An 18,541-nucleotide genomic window follows, 5' to 3' on the forward strand; every position below is an offset into this window, starting at 1 on the left:
TTAACTGCACCAACCCCTTGTCACTTATGGTTACTATCCCTATACCCCATTCAAAGCTTATCCAAGTTATCTGAAATCCTGCGAATAAGCGAGCATACGTGAGATAAACTCATCATACTGAGGGAGAACCCCTACTCCTTGCTGCTTTTTGACGGTATCCTCTTCGCTAAAGAACCTCAAATGAGATCCCCTGAGTCAATGGGATATGGTCATAAAGGCTAGGATTATGTACGGGTATGTGAAGAAATTAAGAGATTAGCTCCTCCCGTTCCTTCTTCGTCAACTTGCGATAGACAAGCTGATAGGATAGCACCAGCATGCCCATCACCTCGTGATCCGGAACGATTCCATCAAGGACGACCGTGTTCCAATGCTTCTTGTTCATGTGATACCCCGGGAGCACCGTTCCGGGATACTGCCCCCGGAGCAGCCAAGCCTCCTCTGGTACAACCTTTACGTTAACGCTCTGCTTTCCGTCAGTCATTCCGAATAATGCGAACATTTTGCTCCCGACGAAGAGAACCGGCAGGTCCGGATCGAAGGGGTACTGCAGGGATGTTCCGGATAATTGTAGACCGTGGGCGATTAAGGTTTCGTGATTCATTGTTTTATGATCTCCTCCTTTATTTTCAATAAAAAAGCTGCCCCTAAATTACTTATGGGACAGCCTCTGCGAGTTTTTAATTAAATACTATTCCAATGCGCCTTGCTTCAACACTTCGACCTTGTCGAGACGTTCCCACGGAAGATCGACATCCGTACGGCCGAAGTGGCCATAAGCGGCTGTCTGCCTATAGATCGGACGACGGAGGTCGAGCATCTTGATGATGCCGGCCGGGCGGAGATCGAAGTTGCTGTTGATCAGATCAACGAGCTTATCATCTTCCACTTTGCCTGTTCCATAAGTATCAACGTTGATCGACACCGGACGCGCTACGCCGATCGCGTAAGCAAGCTGAATCTCGCACTTGTCAGCAAGTCCGGCAGCGACGATATTCTTCGCTACGTAACGAGCCGCATAAGCAGCAGAGCGGTCAACCTTCGTTGGATCCTTACCGGAGAATGCGCCGCCGCCATGACGAGCATAACCGCCGTAAGTATCAACGATGATTTTACGGCCTGTCAGACCCGCATCGCCTTGCGGTCCGCCAATTACGAAACGGCCCGTTGGGTTGATGTAGTAGTTAGTATTACTATCAAGCAATTCATCAGGAACAACCTTTGAAATGACGTGCTCGCGAATGTCGCGGTCGATCTGCTCGGAAGTGATTTCCTCCGAGTGCTGCGTGGAAATGACAATCGCATCGACACGAACCGGCTTGCCTCCGACATATTCGATTGTTACTTGTGTTTTGCCGTCTGGACGCAGGTACGGAAGCGTTTCGTCCTTACGAACTTCAGACAAGCGGCGAGACAACCGATGCGCAAGAGCGATCGGAAGCGGCATGAATTCCGGAGTTTCATTCGATGCGAAACCGAACATAAGACCTTGGTCGCCAGCGCCGATATCCTCGTTCTCCAGGCGAATGTCTTTGCCAACGCGGCTCTCAAGCGCAGCGTTTACGCCTTGAGCGATATCGGCAGATTGCTCGTTAAGAGAGGTCAGTACTGCGCAAGTGCTGGAATCGAAGCCGTATTTCGCGCGAGTATAACCGATTTCCTTGACCGTACGGCGAACGATCGCCGAGATATCGACATAATCCGCTTTACTGCTAATTTCACCAATGACGAGCACTAGGCCCGTAGCGACCGACACTTCGCACGCAACGCGAGCGTAAGGGTCCACTTCGAGAAACGCATCTAGCACCGCATCCGATATTTGATCGCATATTTTGTCCGGGTGGCCTTCCGTGACCGACTCGGACGTGAAGAGATGCCGTTTAAGCGTCGACAATTTTCTTCAACCTCCAATAAATAAAATAAACCTTTTCCGAATGGAAAAGGTTGTTAGGACAGACCTTCGAGTAATAATGATACCTGAATGGTCAAGGGGTGTCAATGCGCATGAGCCTACAGCGAAGCGGTCAAATCGCATGTACGAAATGCTGCTTTCCTGCCCCCTTGGCCATGACGAACCGTGTCGTATGAGGTCGGCAAAAGTTATAGCACTGTTTGCTGAGCTTGACGAACCAACCTTTTCGTTATTTCGCCGCCGACCGAACCCGTTTCCCGCGATGTTAGATTACCCATATAAGCTTGCCCGTTAGAAGCTGCCGATATTCCACCAAGCTCACCTGCGAACTCCGTGTCTAATCCGGCGAAGCCAGCCCCTCCCATTGGAACCCCTAATTCTGAGGCAATCTCATACTTCATCTGCTCCAATGCTTTGTGGCACTCCGGCACCAGCTTGCGATTTCTTCCTGCCAAGTTCATGCACCTCCTTATTTGATGTGGTCTTATTATGTGCGGGACCTTCATCGCTAAGGCGTATGAATTGTTGGGTGTATGGGGAAAATATAGTCGAATCTCATAAGTGCTTCAAAAACTCGTTCAAAGCTTCCCGCCAGTGGCGTAATGGCTTTAACCCCGCTTGTATAAGCGCCTCATGTCCGAGTACCGAATACGAGGGACGCGGAGCCGGACGAGAAAATTCCTCCGTTTTGCAGGGGATTACCATCAGCTTATCAGAAAAACCAGCTTCTTCGAAGATCGCTTGGGCAAAATCGTACCACGTGCAGGATCCGGTATTGGATGCATGGTAGATGCCATAATGTTTGGTTTGAATTATGTCAGCTATAAACCTGGCCAGATCTAACGTATAGGTGGGAGAGCCGATCTGATCGTTCACGACCTTCAGCTCATCGTGCTGCTGCGCTAACCTTAACATCGTATATACAAAATTCGTACCATAACGACCATATACCCATGAGGTACGTACAATAAATGTTTTAGAGCAAGCCTCACGCGCAAATATCTCACCAGCCAGCTTCGTTCGGCCATACACCGTCTGCGGGTTTGTCTTGTCATCTTCACGGTAAGGCTGTGTCCCACCTCCGTCGAAGACGTAGTCCGTGCTCACATAACACAGCTTTGCCCCAACAACCTCAGCAGCTTCTGCGACATTCCTCGTCCCTTCGGCATTGACCTGCCAAGCTTTTACTTCTTCCGTCTCAATCAGATCCACAGCCGTGTAGGCCGCACAATGGATTATCACATCCGGAGCGATACGAGAAATGACTTCAGCGCACTGCTCGGAATCCGTAATGTCCATTGCTTGACGATCCACACCGACAAACTCTAATCCAAGCACATCAAGCTTAACCAACTCTTGCCCGAGCTGACCTCCCGCTCCCGTCACCAATACCTTCAACATTTTCGCCGCTTCACTCATGTTGCCGATACGCTCCCGTCGCTATTCGCTCCATCCAAGTACTATTGTCCAGATACCACTGAATCGTCTTCCGAATTCCCGACTCGTAGTCAAATTTCGGATTCCAGCCTAGCTCATCGCGAATTTTACCAGCATCGATCGCATAGCGACGGTCATGGCCCAGACGGTCCTCCACATAGGTGATCAATGCTTCAGGCCGTCCGAGCTCCGATAGAATCGTCCTAACCACATGCAAATTCGTCCGCTCATTGTTGCCCCCGACATTGTACACTTCCCCATCGCGACCGTGATGCAGCACAAGATCGATCGCACTGCAGTGATCCTCTACATACAACCAGTCGCGCACATTCAGACCGTCTCCGTATACAGGGAGCGGCTTATTCGCTAATGCATGGTTAATCATTAGTGGGATTAACTTCTCTGGAAACTGATAAGGACCGTAGTTATTGGAGCAACGTGTGATGTTGATGGGGAGCCTGAAAGTTTCGTGATAAGCTCGAACGAGCAAATCCGCTCCAGCTTTACTTGCGGAATAGGGACTATTCGGCGCAAGAGGTGAATTCTCGCTAAACAATCCTTCTACTCCAAGCGTTCCATATACCTCATCGGTTGAGATTTGCAAGAACTTCTGCACCTTATATTTGCGAGCCAAATCCAGCAGCGTCTGAGTTCCAGAAATATTAGTCCGAACGAATATGCCCGGATCTTTAATACTCCGATCGACATGCGACTCTGCAGCAAAATTAATGACTGCATCGACGCCTTCTCGGAATAACGGTTCCATCGCCGATTGTTCCGCGATATCTGCTGCAACAAACCGATAACGTGTCGAGTCTTGAACGCCTATTAAATTATCGAGATTGCCTGCGTAAGTCAGCAAATCTACATTGATTAATTCATAAGAAGGATGTTCCCTTCTCATGAAGTGGATAAAGTTACTGCCGATGAAACCGGCCCCGCCTGTCACAAGCAATTTCAAGTTTTTCACCCTTTAATATGTGAAGTTATATTCAGCATCCGCTAGCAAGGGGTGCCGCGAATCTTTATCTGATAATACCGGATCGTTCGTAGGCCAATCAATTCCTAACGCAGCGTCATTCCACGCAATGCCTCTATCATGTTCAGCCGAATATAGCATATCCACTTTGTACAGAACTTCTGAATTCGGAGTAAGTGTGCAAAAACCATGCGCGAATCCTTTAGGCACGAGCAGTTGATGCTTGTTCGCAGCCGATAACTCGAAACCTTCCCACTGCCCGAATGTCGGAGATCCACGGCGGATATCGACTACCACATCATAAATAGCACCTGCAAGCACTCTTATAAGCTTAGTTTGCGCCTTTGGTTCCAACTGATAATGTAAGCCTCGTATCACACCAGATTGAACGGATAACGAATGATTGTCTTGGACGAAAATGGTTGATATCCCCTGAGCAGTCATGCGCTCTGCATTATAACTCTCCATAAAGAAGCCTCGATTATCCTCATAAACGGTTGGCTCAATTACCTTGACTCCAGGTAGTTTGCTTTCTTTCACATTCATCTTATCACCTTAAAATTTAAGTTTACCGAACTCTTCTCCGTAGCGCACATCCTGTGCCATTTCATTAGCTTTCATTAATGAGCTGTAGGTTCCAGCATCTGTCCACCAACGCTCAACTCGTCGTAAGAAAGTGTTCCCGCTTCGATATATGCATTGTTCACATCGGTAATCTCAAGCTCCAAGGCTTCAATGTACGAACAATATTAAAAACTTCGGCATCGTACATGTATATTCCCGTTACCGCGTAGTTGCTCTTAGGTTGTTGCGGCTTCTCTTCGATAGAGACGATTATATCTCCCTTTAACTCCGGCACTCCATATCGACTTGGATCAGGTACCTCTTGAATCAGAATTTTGGCGCCCTTAGCTTGCTTACGGAAGTTATCTACATAAGGCGCAATGCTATCTGCAAACACATTATCCCCTAAGATGACGACCATCGAATCTCCGCCGACAAAATGTTCAGCTAACCCTAAAGCTTCGGCAATTCCGCCTGCTTCGTCCTGAACTTTATATGTAAAGGAGAGCCCGAGATCACGTCCACTGCCAAGCAAGTTCACCACGTCACCCATGTGGTCCCTTGCCTGTTGAGATGAGGATATCGGTGATTGCTGACTCTTTCAGCTTGGCTATTGCGTGAAAGATCATCGGGTATTTGCCTACAGGGAGCAGGTGTTTGTTGGTGACTTTAGTCAATGGATACAATCGAGAGCCGGTTCCTCCGGCCAAGATGATACCTTTCATTCCGTTCACTCCCAGCTAAAATAAATCTTTCTATTCTTTATCGGTCTTTAGTATGGACAATCGAATATGAGAAAAATGGAAAAGTACCGCACTTCCGAATGAGCTTGAGCACGACCGTCTGCCAATGCTTTCGCAACATCTCAAACGGAATGAAATCATCCGTTTAACATGCCTTCGTCGATGATCGCTTTGAGTAATTTAATCTCGATGAAGCAAGCATACGTTACGTAACCCTTCATGTCATCGTGAAGATGACATGCGAATGATTAACTTGGAACACATCTTCCTCTAATAGTCGTGCCCATTCTTCTGTCTATCCACAGGAACATGTCGTACAGAATCGACCTTTACAGCGATACGGACAAGCTTCAAATCATGGCAGCCTTCGTACACCAACAATTTGAAGCCATTCTTCAGATTTCCGCATACTCGGAACAACTCAACTTTTTTATAACATTTTGACGAAGCTTGTCCTTATGATTGGCGACGAACCGATCCCAATGTCCATGCTCGTCAAAGAAGATTTTCTTCAGCACGTTGGTTTCCATAGATAAACCTTACCAAAAACAAAAACGAGACGGAAGACTGCTCCACCCCGAAAAACTTATAAATTCTATAATATTAATGTAAAAAAAGACCCCGGGTGATAAGTTCATATACACCCGGAGTCTTCAAATCATAAATGATAAACGTTACTTCTTGAAAGATAAGAGCGTATAGATTACTTGCGCGCTTTCCGCTCTGGTCGCATTGGCTTGCGGGTCGAACATCCCGTCTTTTTTGCCTTTCATCAAACCGGTCGCTTGTGCTGCATTCACGGATGAACGAGCCCATTTACTGATTTTGTCGGTATCCAAAAAGTCGGATTCGCCTCCTGACAATTCGGTACCAGTCAAGTATGCGTAAGCGCGGACGATCATGGAGGCCATTTGCTCACGGGTAATCGTCTCATCCGGCGCAAACCTTGTTTCGTCCTTGCCGTTGACGATACCCGCTTCACTTGCCGCAGCGATGGACGAAGCGTACCATTTTGTTCCTTCAACATCCGTAAATACGGCGGCCTTGCTCGCCTTCAATCCGAGTGCGCGGACAATCATAGCCGTGAATTCTGCTCGAGTTACGCTCTTGGAAGGCGCGAATTCAGTATCACTGACGCCGGCAATGAGTTGTTTTGCCGCCATCGAACGGATCACTTTATTCGCCCAATGGCCAGCCTGAACATCAACGAACGATTTGTCAAAAGAGAGAACGGCGTATTTGCTGAAATGATGCACATCAGCCATAATGACCCCGCCGACGATTTCACCGCCCGCATATTCGAGCTTACCATTGGATCCTATGAAGAAAATGCCGGTCACATCCGGGTCGGTATTAGCGTCGACCTTAAGTTCAAGATGGATCGGCTCGCTGAACGTCGACAGCGTTCTGACTGTGCCGTCCATTGCCACGATCGACAGATTGAATTCGTAAATTTGTCCGGCTGATTTCACCGAAACTTTGTTTTGTTTGCCGGCGGTTGAGAGAAGCACCGAAGCTTGATCTCCTGTCACTAGAGTTATGCCGAACGAAATGTTAGCTTCCTTCAACAAATCCGAGCCAAGAAGTTCCTTCAAATCCTCAAGTACATTTCTTGGGATGTCAATGGCGACGGATTCATTTTTCAGCGTCAGTTTGTTTCCCGTTTTTTCGAGTACGGCAGCAGCTGGCAGCACAACCTCTTTAGCTTTTGAAGGCAGTTCGACCTGGACATTTCCGGCATCGTTCGGCTTCAAATCTTCGGACTTAAGCACGACCTTTTCAGGATCGGTGGATTGCAAAGGAGGAATAAATCCGCCACTACCGCCACCAACGAAAGGTGCGCTAGGTGTGGCGCTTGCAGTTGCTGATCGGGCAGACTCATGGCCGGTTTGATCTATAGCAATTATATTAAACGAATATGGTGTCCCATTCGTTAAAGAAGAGATCGTATAAGTAACGCCGGTTACCGTGAATTGCGTTTCCGTTTCTCCTTGCATATAAACATTGTAGCCAGCAATGTCGTTCTCCGTATTGGCGTTCCAACTCAGCGTGACAGACTGATTGCCGGCTGACGCACTCAATCCTGATGGAGTTGCCGGTGCAACGTCGACCACGGTTACATTCAAGACGCTGCTTGTATTCCCCGCTCGGTCAGTTGCTGTAACAACAAGAGTCGAACCATGCGGCTGTTTCGCAATGGTCACGGTAAAGGCACCATCCGATCCCGCAGTTACCGTTCCGACCGTTGCCCCGTTGCGCGTAACGGTGATGGCGGCGTTCGGTTCAGCATTCCCGGTTAGTGTCGTGTCATTGTCGTCAGCCGGATTAACAATTGGAGGGGCTGGAACAGTCAGGTCGACGTTGATTGTCGGTACGGTAGCCTGACTTGTATTGTAGACGGCATCGGTAACCGACACAATCAAGCTGTGAGCTCCTTCGGCCAAAGTGTCCAGCGTAATGGAAACCGGAGTGCTGCCGGCACCAACCCCGCTGCCGACTTCCGTGACACCTTCCAACACTTTAATCGCAGAACCCGCTTCTACCTGAACAATGAGGTCAGGAGTATTGTCGTTTGTCCAAAGTTCCTGCGTCGGGCTGAGAATAACGGGCGCTCCGGGAACGGTCACATTATAACTGCCGGACGCTTGTCCCAAAGGATCCGTTGACGTCGATACCGACAAGGTGTACGGTCCGTCGCCAGGATTAACGATGTTGGCCGATGCATTGATAATCACCGTTGCCGGTGAAGAAGGATTGACCGTATTCGGCACATTAAACGTTACGGATTGACCGATGCTAGCGATCAGGTCTGTTGAAGTACCCGTTTGCACGCCGTTTAGTGAAACCTTGTCGGCAGATATGGTAGCCGGCAATACGGTTCCATTCGGGAAAGTTACCTTAATGGTGTCGCCAGCCTGCAGCTTGCCGACGCTGCTGGTGTTGAAAGAAATACTGTATTGGGAAGCTCTATTCTCTACCGGATCACCCAATGACACAACCGGCTGGGTTACCTGCGAAGCAATCGCGTTGTAAAGATTAGCCATTTTCCCTGTGCTAGTCTTACCTGCTAGAGACGGAAGGCTGACGCCGGTAGCGTTGATTCTTGCAATCGCTTCAGCTGCCGTCAAGTTTTTCTGACCCATTAACACGGCAGCAATTCCTGCTACATGCGGCGCGGCCATAGATGTTCCGTCCAAATATTCATAGGCTGCGGAATAATCAGGATCGCCGACGTATTGCAATACCGCTGAAGCGCCGTTAATCGGATTAATGATGTCACTAAAAGGGCTAGAGCCAAATGCGGACTCAAATGTGTAGCTGGCTCCATCGTAAGGGCTGGATGCAATGCCGTTTAGAGTTACATATCCTTCCTCACGGTCGCCGTACACTTTCGCTCCCAATGTACTCGTAACAAATGGGTCCGATTCATTTCCAAGGAGAGCATCATCACCTGTGATCATTAATTTTTTACCTGTACCAAGGTAGGTAGAAAGCGAAGCAATATCATTACTTGTGAGCGGCTTTATTCCAGGGGCCCCGTCCCCATCACCTGCAAACCATATGACTAAGTCGTAATTATTTAAAAAGGTAGCACCCGGACCATCGGTATCTGTGTTTACTATTTGTGTCGTAACGGTTACAGCGCTAAAGCTCGAAGCGGTAATTGCGGAAGTGTAGTAGGAGGTATAATCAGTATAAGGAAACGATCCTGTCGTCTCTCCATCGTTAACTAGCAACACATCGGTTGAACTATTATTAGTTAACCCTAAATGTGTAAAAGCTTTGTTTATGAAATCGATCCGATTTGCAGAAGTTAAGCTTTCCATTCCGAAACCGAAAGTGATCGTTTGTCCTTTCGATATACCTGCGGTTTGATCGTATCTATTCTTGGGAATCGTGCTTAAAATATTTACGCCGGGAGCGCCGACATCCACCTTCGTGGCCCCGTAGTTTGAAAAGCTCGCAAGCTCGCCGTCATTGCCGACCGCAGCGACGCTGATAATGTTCGGAGAATTTAACCCGGAAGGTACATCTGGTGTAACATCATTATTACTTCCCAAATTCCCCGCAGCGGCTACGAACACCATGTTGGACGCCGTTATTGCATTTTCTAGGGCTAGATCATCCACGGGACCTTCAGATCCTCCGCCCCAACTGTTATTCGATACCTTAGCTCCATGAGCAGCCGCATACTCAATTGCTGCAATAGCATCGGCTGTCGTTCCTCCATCTGGACCTATAAACTTTAGCGGCATGATTTTTACGTTCGGTGCAACACCTGTAACACCTAAGCTGTTATTCGCCACCGCCGCAATCGTTCCGGATACGTGCGTTCCGTGCTCGTCCCCGTCAACAGAATCAAAAACGGTCCCGTCGTTATTGTAAAAATCCCATCCAAAGCTGTCGTCCGTTTTTCCATTGCCATCATTATCGATACCATCAGGCAAGTCCGATAGATTTTGCCAGATCTTTCCCGCTAAATCCGGGTGGTTAATATCCGTACCGGTATCGATAACAGCAACGATAATTTCATCCAAATTCGCAGCTAGATCCCATGCTTCCGGAGCGTCGATGTCGTAATCAGCCGTTCCGCTGTCCGCAGGAGAAGTAGCTAGAGTCTGGCCGATATTATGTAAGCCCCACAATTCGTTCCATTTCGTATCAGTAGTCGATGGGTAGTAAATATAATTGGGCTGAGCGTATTCTACTGAACTATCAGCGTTTAACGAAGCTACCACATCTTCAACCTTACTCGTAGAACCGATTTTTAACAGCTCGGCACCAATTTGGGGAACATTGCGCTGTTTTACAAGCTGATAGGCAAATTTGATATTGGATACCTTTGACGAGCTGACGTTGTTTTTATATTTGACGATGACTTCCCCTTCAACAAATGCAGGCCGCTGAATGGAATTCGCCGCACTTTTGTTGTACGCAGGCTGCGGGTCGGCAGCAAAGACACTCATAGGAACAATTTGAAAAGTAAGCAAAGATAACAGTACAAATATACTAATCATTCTCTTAATTCTTTTTCCGCGGTTCGACAATAGTCTTCCTCCTCGATTTGAAAAACCTCTCATTTTGCATGTCTCTATGCAGATGCGCCTTCAACTGCCTCGCATAGAATCCCTCCGTCAATTCTATAAATCTAGCAAAGTATAACTCCCTATATTTTACCTTTTTTTTAATAAAAATCTATGGTTTTATTTGGCAAGTTAATAATAAACGTCCTCAAGTATCCACCCATAAATGTGCGCATCGCTATAAAACCAAACACGCCGTTCCTCCGGATTATATCCTGAAGGAACGGCGTGTCTGAGTTGTTATAGAGATTTAAGCCTGCAAAAGCTCCGAATACTGAAGCATGCGAACGATCATTACCGCTGCTTGCGCACGAGTAGCATTCGCTTTCGGCTGGAACGTAGTCGTCGTGACCCCTGCAATGATACCTGCATCGACGCAAGCCGCAACCGCGTTAGTTGCCCAGCTGCCGATCTTCGTGCGGTCTGTGAACTTCGTCAGGCTAGCGCTGGAAGGCTGCACCCCAGCATAGTTCATGGCTCGAAGCATCATCGAAGCCATCTCTTCACGCGTGATCGCGGCGTTCGGATCGAAATTACCGTCCGTCTTACCTGAGATAATCCCCGCGTCACTGACGGCACCAATATAAGCAGCGTCCTTCCCATTCGTTCCGACATCGCGGAAGCGTGCAGCACTGCTCGCATTCCCCGTCAAACCAAGTCCGTTCGCGATATATTTCGCGAAATCCGATCTTGTTATCGCCTTGCTAGGACTATAGGCAGTGAAGGATGTGCCGCTGACAATCCACTTCGCGGCTAACAGCGAGACATAATCGTTAGCCCAATGATTTGCCATATCGCTGTACGTCGCAGGAGCTTTGCGAACGAGCGCATAAGTACTATTCCCTTTACGTTTGAAGGAGACATGAATGCCACCTGTACCACTCTCAGCAACCGTTGGTACATAAGAGAGTACTCCTGTGCTGTCATCCATTCTCACAACGGTAAGCTGCGACAACTGCGATGCCGAGCTGGCAGGTACCACGAAGGTCCGCGTTACGTATTGATCGTACTGCTTCACCTCTGATTGCCTGCCAGCTGAAACGATTTTAACGCTGAAGTCGACCGGCAGGCCAAGGATAACCGCAGAGGAGCTGCCGATTGCGCTCGTTAGTACTGAATCGGTCGTCCTCTCCATCGAAACCTCTAAAGTGGAACTCGTTAGACTTCCGCCAAGGGCTGTCACCTCTTGCGTATACTTGACGGCCGACAACGGAAGCTCGAACCGTAAATCGCCGTAATCGACACGAATCGACCCGTTGGAAACCCTGCTAGAAGCATCTACAAGCGCATAGATCGGAATTTGAACTACCGCCCCCGCTTCCGTGCTTGGAACCCGAATGGAAATCGTAGGAGACTTAAGCTGACTTCCCGAAGATTTAACCCACGTGAATGCGCTGGACAGATAATCACTATTCACCACATAGCGGTTAATCGATCGACCATTAGAAGTTGTACCTGGTTGCGTTGATATCGCCGTTGAATTAAATTGGATCCCACTTTCGCCGTCTGATACGAGATAATTCGGCAGGTTAACTATTCCTGATGAAGAAGTCGTAACGGTATAGTCGCTGAAGGCTGCGACAGTCTGATTGGCCAAGTCCTTCAACAGAGATCCAGTAGCATAGTAGCTTACCTTGACCGTTTGGCCGGCTTGAATCTGTGAAGTTAAGGTCAAGATAACTTGAGTACCCGATACCGATACCGTATTCGCCCCCATATAGGAGCCATTTACCCGGATAACGTATTGAGCATTCGAAGGTACAACGGCGCTGCTGAGTGCAGCGGAATAGTTCAGCGTTAAGAGGTTGCCACTAACAGTTGCTGAACTTAATGTTGCTGTAGAAGTTGTACCCGATATAATCTGGTGGCCTGCTAACACCTGAGCAGGATTACCTGCCAAATCAGCAAGCGCCGGAGTTCCAGGCAGGTAGGTGACGAGAACTGACTGTCCTGTTGCGATCGCTTGGCTCATCGTTAGCTCAACTGTATTATTGTTGATCGCAACACTTAAGACAGTTGCCGTTATACCATTCACCAGGACAGAGAAGCTGGTAGTTGGAGGTACCGTTGTTGTACGAAGTCCCTCATTGTATACCAGCATAATCTTATTACCTGTCGCCAAACCAGTTGATAGGATAGGCGCCACTGTATCATTCCCATTAGCGATGAAGAACTCCGAGAAAGCAGACACTGTGTAGCCTGTCGTATCCCTTAAATGATCCCCGCCCACACCCGGCGTATAGGATGCTGTTACCGAACCCGTCCCTTGATAAGCATTAGGCAGGATAAGGATAAGATTGGAGCCGCTCGTATAGGCAACGGTTGGGGTATACAAGGTTCCGTTCAACCGAGCTTTGAATTGTGAAGTCGCATTCGTACCCGTGATGGCAGCCAAGGGTTTACTGAAGGTAAGCGTCAATATCGTACTCGCAATTGTACCGCTGGATGGACGTGGCAACGTCGTATCCGTAGCGTTCGTCACCTCTCTCGACGCAAAGCTTGCCGCCAAAATAGCAGGACTGCCTAAGTTCTTCAATGTCCCGCTGGAAAATGATACTTTAACCGCTTGTCCGACCAGAACGCCGGAGGATAGCGTTAGCTTAACTTGCTTACCTGTGACCGCGACAGAGGTTACGGATCTAGGCAGCGTATTTACGCTGACATAATATTGCGCTGCGCTTGGAATAGCCGTTCCATCTAATTCCTGATCATAGGTTAATACAATAGCGCTGCCATCGATTGATACGGTAGACAACACGGGAGCAGTCGTATCTGATACGACGGTCTTGAACGACCAGCGATAAGGATTAAGTATGCCTTGGAAGGCGTTACCTGCCACATCTGTAATCGAGCCAGTCGGAATATTCACATAATATAACGTGTTTACATTAAGAGTAACTCCGCCGGGGAGCGTGAACGAAACCTTTTTCGCATCGGAAGAATGTCTGGTTAGGGTCAAAGCAATCGGCGTCACAACGGAGCCCGCAGCCGTATTCAAAGTTGCTGTCGCACCAGAGGTTACCTGTACAGCTTCACTGAAGGTCCCAGTTAATACAAGGTTATTCCTACGCACACCCGTCGCATCGTTAACTGGATCCGTTACGATCAGCTCGGGAGCTGAAGTATCTGTACTGATTGTGAAATTCCATGAGGTATAGTCACTCGTAGCAATCCCTGCATAGTAGTTGTCCGAAGCATCACGGAATGCCGTCGGGGAGATTTGAACCGAGTAGGAGCTGCCCTGCAAGAAAGAAGCACACGGGGTAATCGTAATCGTATCCGTCCCCCCTCCGACAACTCCGCTAGCTGTAACCGGAATCGAACAGAACAGAGAACCATTGCTATTGCGGATCGTGATGGAGCCGCTAACGGGATAAACCCGCTCATTAAACTTGATGGTCAAAGTACCCGTAGTCGATCCTAACTTTCCATTATCCACAGGTGTAAGCACACTCACAACAGGCTTGGCCGAATCTACAGCAGCAATAGTTGTGAAAGTCCAAGAAATCGCATCTGTTATCCCTAGATAAGGCTCGTTCGAAGCATTCAGCAACGCTCCAGAGTCAACCTGGATATAATAAGCCGTATTCACGGCCAAATCATTAAGCGGCATCGATACAACGAGCCCGCTCGTGGAAATGAGTGAAGCTGTAACAGGAACCGTCTGTATCGTTTCATTCGTAGCAACCTTCTTAATTCGTAAGGAGCCTGTGCCCGCATGCATAGCCGAAGCAAAAGTCATCGTCAGCACCGGATCGTCGTAAGCCACTCCTGATCTCCCGTTCACGGGCGAAAGTTCCGGGGCTGAGATCGTAGATGGACTGGTATGAAAAACCCACTGCGTGGCAGTCGTATACCCATCGAACACATTCCCTGCTCGGTCAACGAAAGCTCCCTGATCAATCAACACATAGTAATCCTCGTCCGCATCTAGACGCAAAGACGGTTGGATCTGAATCTGCGTCGTACCATTACCGGTAACACTAGAGGATAGGACCGATATCACTTTCTCTTCCCCATTGTCTCTTCGGATGATACGGATATTTCCGCTGGCGGCAGTAACAATTTCACTAAAAGTAAGAATAAGCGCATTCGTTGCGCCAATTGTGCCGCTATTCACAGGGCTGCTGCTCGTAACTGCAGGTTTCACCGAGTCGCTGCCAATTGCAGTAAAGTTCCATGCCGTTGCATTCGTTACTCCAGCGAACACACCGTTAGAAGATACGAATGCTCCTTGATCAACTAGCACGTAATAGGCTTTACCGCTTACAAGACTCGAGCTTGCAGGATAAATCTTTGCTTCTTTTCCACTAATACTAATTTTTGATGTACTAGATGTCGCAACGACAATCGATTCAACCAGAGTATTCGTCAACTGTTCATAGATCGAGACAGAAGCTGAGCTCCCACTGACTGAAGCCTTCTGTACGGACTCGTCAAAGCGTATTTGGAAGATCGCATTGGCGGGAACGACCGCATCATTATCGGCTGGGTACGTAGACTCGAGCACAGGTCCGCCTACAGCAGCTATGTGAACCTCTTGTCCCGTAGGGGCAGCTAAAGCGACTCCAGAGGCAGTCCAGATCTGTATAATCATTGAAATGGAAATAAGGAGAGTGAGAGGACGTTTACTAAGCAAAATGAATACCTCCGATAAAAGTACAGTCTAGTACTTTATATGTCGGCTTCCAAGCGCTGGAACTTTAGAGATATTAGGCCATTTCTACATCGAATCCACCTGCTCCGAGTCGGTTCGACAGTTTCTCCGTCCGGTTAAATTCGTTATAATGAACAGACGTACCTGATTCTGCCAACCATTGATGATTCTGAGGTGCCTTACATGTTCTTTTACTCACCGAATTTTCTGATCTTCTTGCTTGCACTTCTGATTCCATACTTATTTCTGAAGAAACAACGCCTGCTTCTTCTAGCCGTGGCCAACGCCGTCTTCTACGCCGCCCATCCGGAAGGTTTTCTCATCTTATTCCTTATCATGTGCATCCTCACCTTCGTAATCGTTCACTTAATGACTAGGGAGCGATTCCGCTGGGTATTCTGGATCGGGATCGCCCTTAACGTGCTGAATCTGATTTTTTTCAAATACACCTTGTTCATGCTCGACAATCTCAACCTGCTCGGCTTCGAGACTAGCTGGTCCGGCAGCTTCGTCGAGTCGATCCTGCTCCCGCTCGGAGTGTCCTTCTATACCTTCGAATTTATTTCTTATCTTATCGATGTTCGAAGAGGAGATACGAAGCCGACTCGTTCCTTCGTTAAATTCTGGGTATTCGTGTCCATGTTCCCGCATCTCATAGCGGGTCCAATAATGCGCGGCGACGAGCTGATTCCCCAACTGGACAAGCTCTCCGAGAAGAAAATCTCGTGGGACGCCATCAAGTTCGGTATTTATTTGTTCATTATTGGAATCATTAAGAAAATCGTTATCGCCGATCAGCTGTCTCCAATCGTTAAAGAATATTTCGACAAGGGTTCAGCCCTGACAGGCACCGAATCCTGGATCGCCGCTTACACGTTCAGCTTCTTCATCTATAATGATTTTTCCGCTTACACGGATATGGCGATTGGACTTGGGATCCTGCTCGGAGTACGGTTCGCCGACAACTTCAAATCACCGTACCTAAGCGCGAGCCCGACCGAGTTCTGGCGCAGATGGCACATCACGTTATCCCGTTGGATCAGAGATTATATCTACATAGGTCTCGGAGGAAGCCGCAAAGGGTTGATTCTAACCCAGATCAACCTGCTCGCAGCTATGCTTATTTCCGGTCTATGGCACGGAGCGAAATGGACATACGTGGTTTGGGGCGGTATCCACGGTCTTCTGCAGGTCATTCATCGCCTCTCGCTTTACCTTAATCGGTGGAGCTGGATTCATAAAGTACGCCAAAGCCGCATATACCAATGGATTGCTATTTTCATCTTCTTCCATGTCATCACCTGGACGTGGGTGTTCTTCCAAGCACCGAGCATTGAGATGGCACTAGATATGACTTGGAAAATGCTACACGCACATGCCTTTAACATTGTCGTACATCCACTCTTCCTGATGATTGTCGGTTTGTTTTTACTTCATGTCGTTGAATATTTACTGCGTACACACGAATCCGCAATCGGGCGGATCTGGCATTACGTGCCTTTCCCGCTGCGCAGTGCCGTATATCTGCTGATCACCATATCCATCTTTTACTTCGCAAAGGGGGACAAATATGAGTTCGTTTATTTCCAATTTTAGGAAAATGCGTCTATACAGCTTCGGGTTAATCGGATTCTTCCTGCTCATCAACACCTCGGAGGTTACCGTCTTCCGTAACCTAGACTTCTATGGCTTATCCAGCGGCTTCATAGGTCAGTTCTCTGAGATGGATAAATCCTTACACAGCGGCGACCCTTCTAAGATTACGACTGCAGTATTCGGTGATTCCATGAGCATCGATGCCCTGCGTTCAGACTATCTCGCCGAGGCTGCTGGCCGAAGTAAAGACAGCTTCTACAACTTCAGCATCAGCGGTGGCAAGGGATACGATATCTATAAAACTTACCAGAAGTACCAGGGTGAGCTCATACATCTGAAAGAAGCCATTGTAGTCGTCAACGAGCACCAACTTAACTCCTACAACATGGAGGATGACGTGAAGTTCAAATATTACTCCGGTCTCAAAGACAGAATTCGTATCATGAATTGGGATAACTACGGAGAGCTGCTTGCAGGTTGGGCGCTGAAATCCTATGACATGCGTACCATATGGGCGAAGATGTTCGACTCTTACCGCGAAGGGAAGCTTAAGAACTTCAAACCAAGAGCAGGCGGACTGACTCCTCAGGCTCCCGATCCGACAGACCCTGAATATATGATGGGTAAGACAAAAACAGTCGAAATCGCGGAAAATACCGCAGAACGTTGGTTTGAGGGTTATAACATAAAAGGACTGCAGTCAGAGTCTCTCGAAAATCTACTTCGGAATCTACACGACGATGGTGTTCGCATTCACATCCTGCAGATCCCTCGCACCCAACGTTTCGAAGATGCTGTTAGGAGCAAGTATACTGCTGAACAACAGCAATACCTTGACTTGATTAACGGATGGGCAGATAAGTACGATGCAGAATTCACTATTATGTCCAATGAAGGATTAACTTTGGAGAAGCATTTCCGCGACACGAACCATGTCACGCCACAAGGCGCTCGGATTGTTACCGCTAGGGTGGCGGAGGCATTGTTGAAATAGTTCACTTAACTTAAATAGGCAGCCGCGACGATAATGTCGTGACTGCCTATTTTTATAAAAGATATATAATAGCTGTTTTATTGAATAGCGTAAGAACCGCGTACTAACACGATCAGTCCATTCTTCTGGTTCGGATTAGCCTGAACGCCTCTGTCAGCCCTCGGGAACAGAATCAGGTGATTCGTTGTGATAGGCTTACCTGGAGCAATGTCCACCCCGTCCGTCATATCAGACAACCCATTCGCGTCAGGACTATAGGCAATTGCCTTCCCATTTCGGACGATCAGTTCCCCACCAGCACCAACGATAATCTTCTTACCGAATGGCACTGTGACCACGGCTAGCTCAGCCGATCCACCGCCGCCGCCTATCGGCCCTAGCTTGTCCAATTCCGCCTTAACCAGCGCTGCTACCTTCGCATCTACATAGCTTTTGGTGACAATAGGATCATCAGCTAGGCCTGGGGCTCCGCTAGAATCTGCTTGAGCAATTGAAGAATTACTAATAATAAATACACAAATGACAGTGGTGACGAGAAGACACAACGATATCCAGATTTTCCGCCTCATATTACC

Annotated in this window: 11 protein-coding genes and 2 pseudogenes; 2 read left to right on the forward strand and 11 right to left on the reverse strand. The window is 48.1% G+C overall.

Translation table 11 applies throughout. The features are described from left to right. Positions 1 to 247: 247 nt before the first annotated feature. The 10 genes and pseudogenes from ACESLK_RS23955 to ACESLK_RS24000 form a co-directional block, all read right to left on the reverse strand. A complete protein-coding gene (locus ACESLK_RS23955) occupies positions 248 to 604 on the reverse strand; it encodes an MmcQ/YjbR family DNA-binding protein (RefSeq protein WP_373232240.1) in 357 nt (118 codons plus the stop codon). A gap of 87 nt (positions 605 to 691) precedes the next feature. After that, the gene (metK, locus tag ACESLK_RS23960) at positions 692 to 1,894 is read right to left on the reverse strand and encodes a methionine adenosyltransferase (protein WP_373232241.1); all 1,203 of its coding nucleotides are present in this window, start codon (positions 1,892 to 1,894) and stop codon (positions 692 to 694) included. 206 nt (positions 1,895 to 2,100) lie between these two features. After that, a complete protein-coding gene (locus ACESLK_RS23965) occupies positions 2,101 to 2,373 on the reverse strand; it encodes an alpha/beta-type small acid-soluble spore protein (protein ID WP_373232242.1) in 273 nt (90 codons plus the stop codon). 94 nt (positions 2,374 to 2,467) lie between these two features. Beyond that, positions 2,468 to 3,331 carry a dTDP-4-dehydrorhamnose reductase gene (gene rfbD, locus ACESLK_RS23970; protein WP_373232243.1) on the reverse strand — a complete coding sequence of 288 codons (864 nt, stop codon included), beginning with the start codon at positions 3,329 to 3,331 and terminating at the stop codon, positions 2,468 to 2,470. Continuing rightward, the gene (gene rfbB, locus ACESLK_RS23975; protein WP_373232267.1) at positions 3,324 to 4,310 is read right to left on the reverse strand and encodes a dTDP-glucose 4,6-dehydratase; all 987 of its coding nucleotides are present in this window, start codon (positions 4,308 to 4,310) and stop codon (positions 3,324 to 3,326) included. The genes rfbD and rfbB overlap by 8 nt, the downstream gene beginning before the upstream one ends. Before the next feature lie 12 nt (positions 4,311 to 4,322). Then, a complete protein-coding gene (rfbC, locus tag ACESLK_RS23980) occupies positions 4,323 to 4,874 on the reverse strand; it encodes a dTDP-4-dehydrorhamnose 3,5-epimerase (protein WP_373232244.1) in 552 nt (183 codons plus the stop codon). A 9-nt stretch (positions 4,875 to 4,883) separates the two neighbouring features. Beyond that, positions 4,884 to 5,617 (reverse strand): annotated as a pseudogene (locus ACESLK_RS23985) (sugar phosphate nucleotidyltransferase). Positions 5,618 to 5,708: 91 nt separating this feature from the next. Continuing rightward, a pseudogene (locus tag ACESLK_RS30115) lies at positions 5,709 to 6,165 on the reverse strand (transposase zinc-binding domain-containing protein); the annotation flags it as partial. Positions 6,166 to 6,309: 144 nt separating this feature from the next. Beyond that, complete coding sequence (locus ACESLK_RS23995; RefSeq protein ID WP_373232246.1) at positions 6,310 to 10,683, reverse strand: S8 family serine peptidase; 4,374 nt, start codon at positions 10,681 to 10,683, stop codon at positions 6,310 to 6,312. 286 nt (positions 10,684 to 10,969) lie between these two features. Next, positions 10,970 to 15,358: an Ig-like domain-containing protein gene (locus tag ACESLK_RS24000; RefSeq protein ID WP_373232247.1), complete on the reverse strand. Its 4,389-nt coding sequence runs from the start codon at positions 15,356 to 15,358 to the stop codon at positions 10,970 to 10,972. A gap of 201 nt (positions 15,359 to 15,559) precedes the next feature. Here ACESLK_RS24000 and ACESLK_RS24005 point away from each other — a divergent pair, with 201 nt between their 5' ends. Both ACESLK_RS24005 and ACESLK_RS24010 read left to right on the forward strand, forming a co-directional pair. Then, positions 15,560 to 16,972 carry an MBOAT family O-acyltransferase gene (locus ACESLK_RS24005; RefSeq protein WP_373232249.1) on the forward strand — a complete coding sequence of 471 codons (1,413 nt, stop codon included), beginning with the start codon at positions 15,560 to 15,562 and terminating at the stop codon, positions 16,970 to 16,972. After that, on the forward strand, positions 16,947 to 17,966 hold the full coding sequence (locus ACESLK_RS24010) for a hypothetical protein (RefSeq protein WP_373232250.1): 1,020 nt from the start codon (positions 16,947 to 16,949) through the stop codon (positions 17,964 to 17,966). The genes ACESLK_RS24005 and ACESLK_RS24010 overlap by 26 nt, the downstream gene beginning before the upstream one ends. A 77-nt stretch (positions 17,967 to 18,043) precedes the next feature. Here the strand turns inward: ACESLK_RS24010 and ACESLK_RS24015 are convergent, their stop codons facing one another. Further along, on the reverse strand, positions 18,044 to 18,535 hold the full coding sequence (locus tag ACESLK_RS24015; RefSeq protein ID WP_373232251.1) for a hypothetical protein: 492 nt from the start codon (positions 18,533 to 18,535) through the stop codon (positions 18,044 to 18,046). Positions 18,536 to 18,541 lie beyond the last annotated feature (6 nt).

It is taken from the genome of Cohnella sp., assembly GCF_041640265.1.
Lineage (GTDB): Bacteria > Bacillota > Bacilli > Paenibacillales > Paenibacillaceae > Cohnella.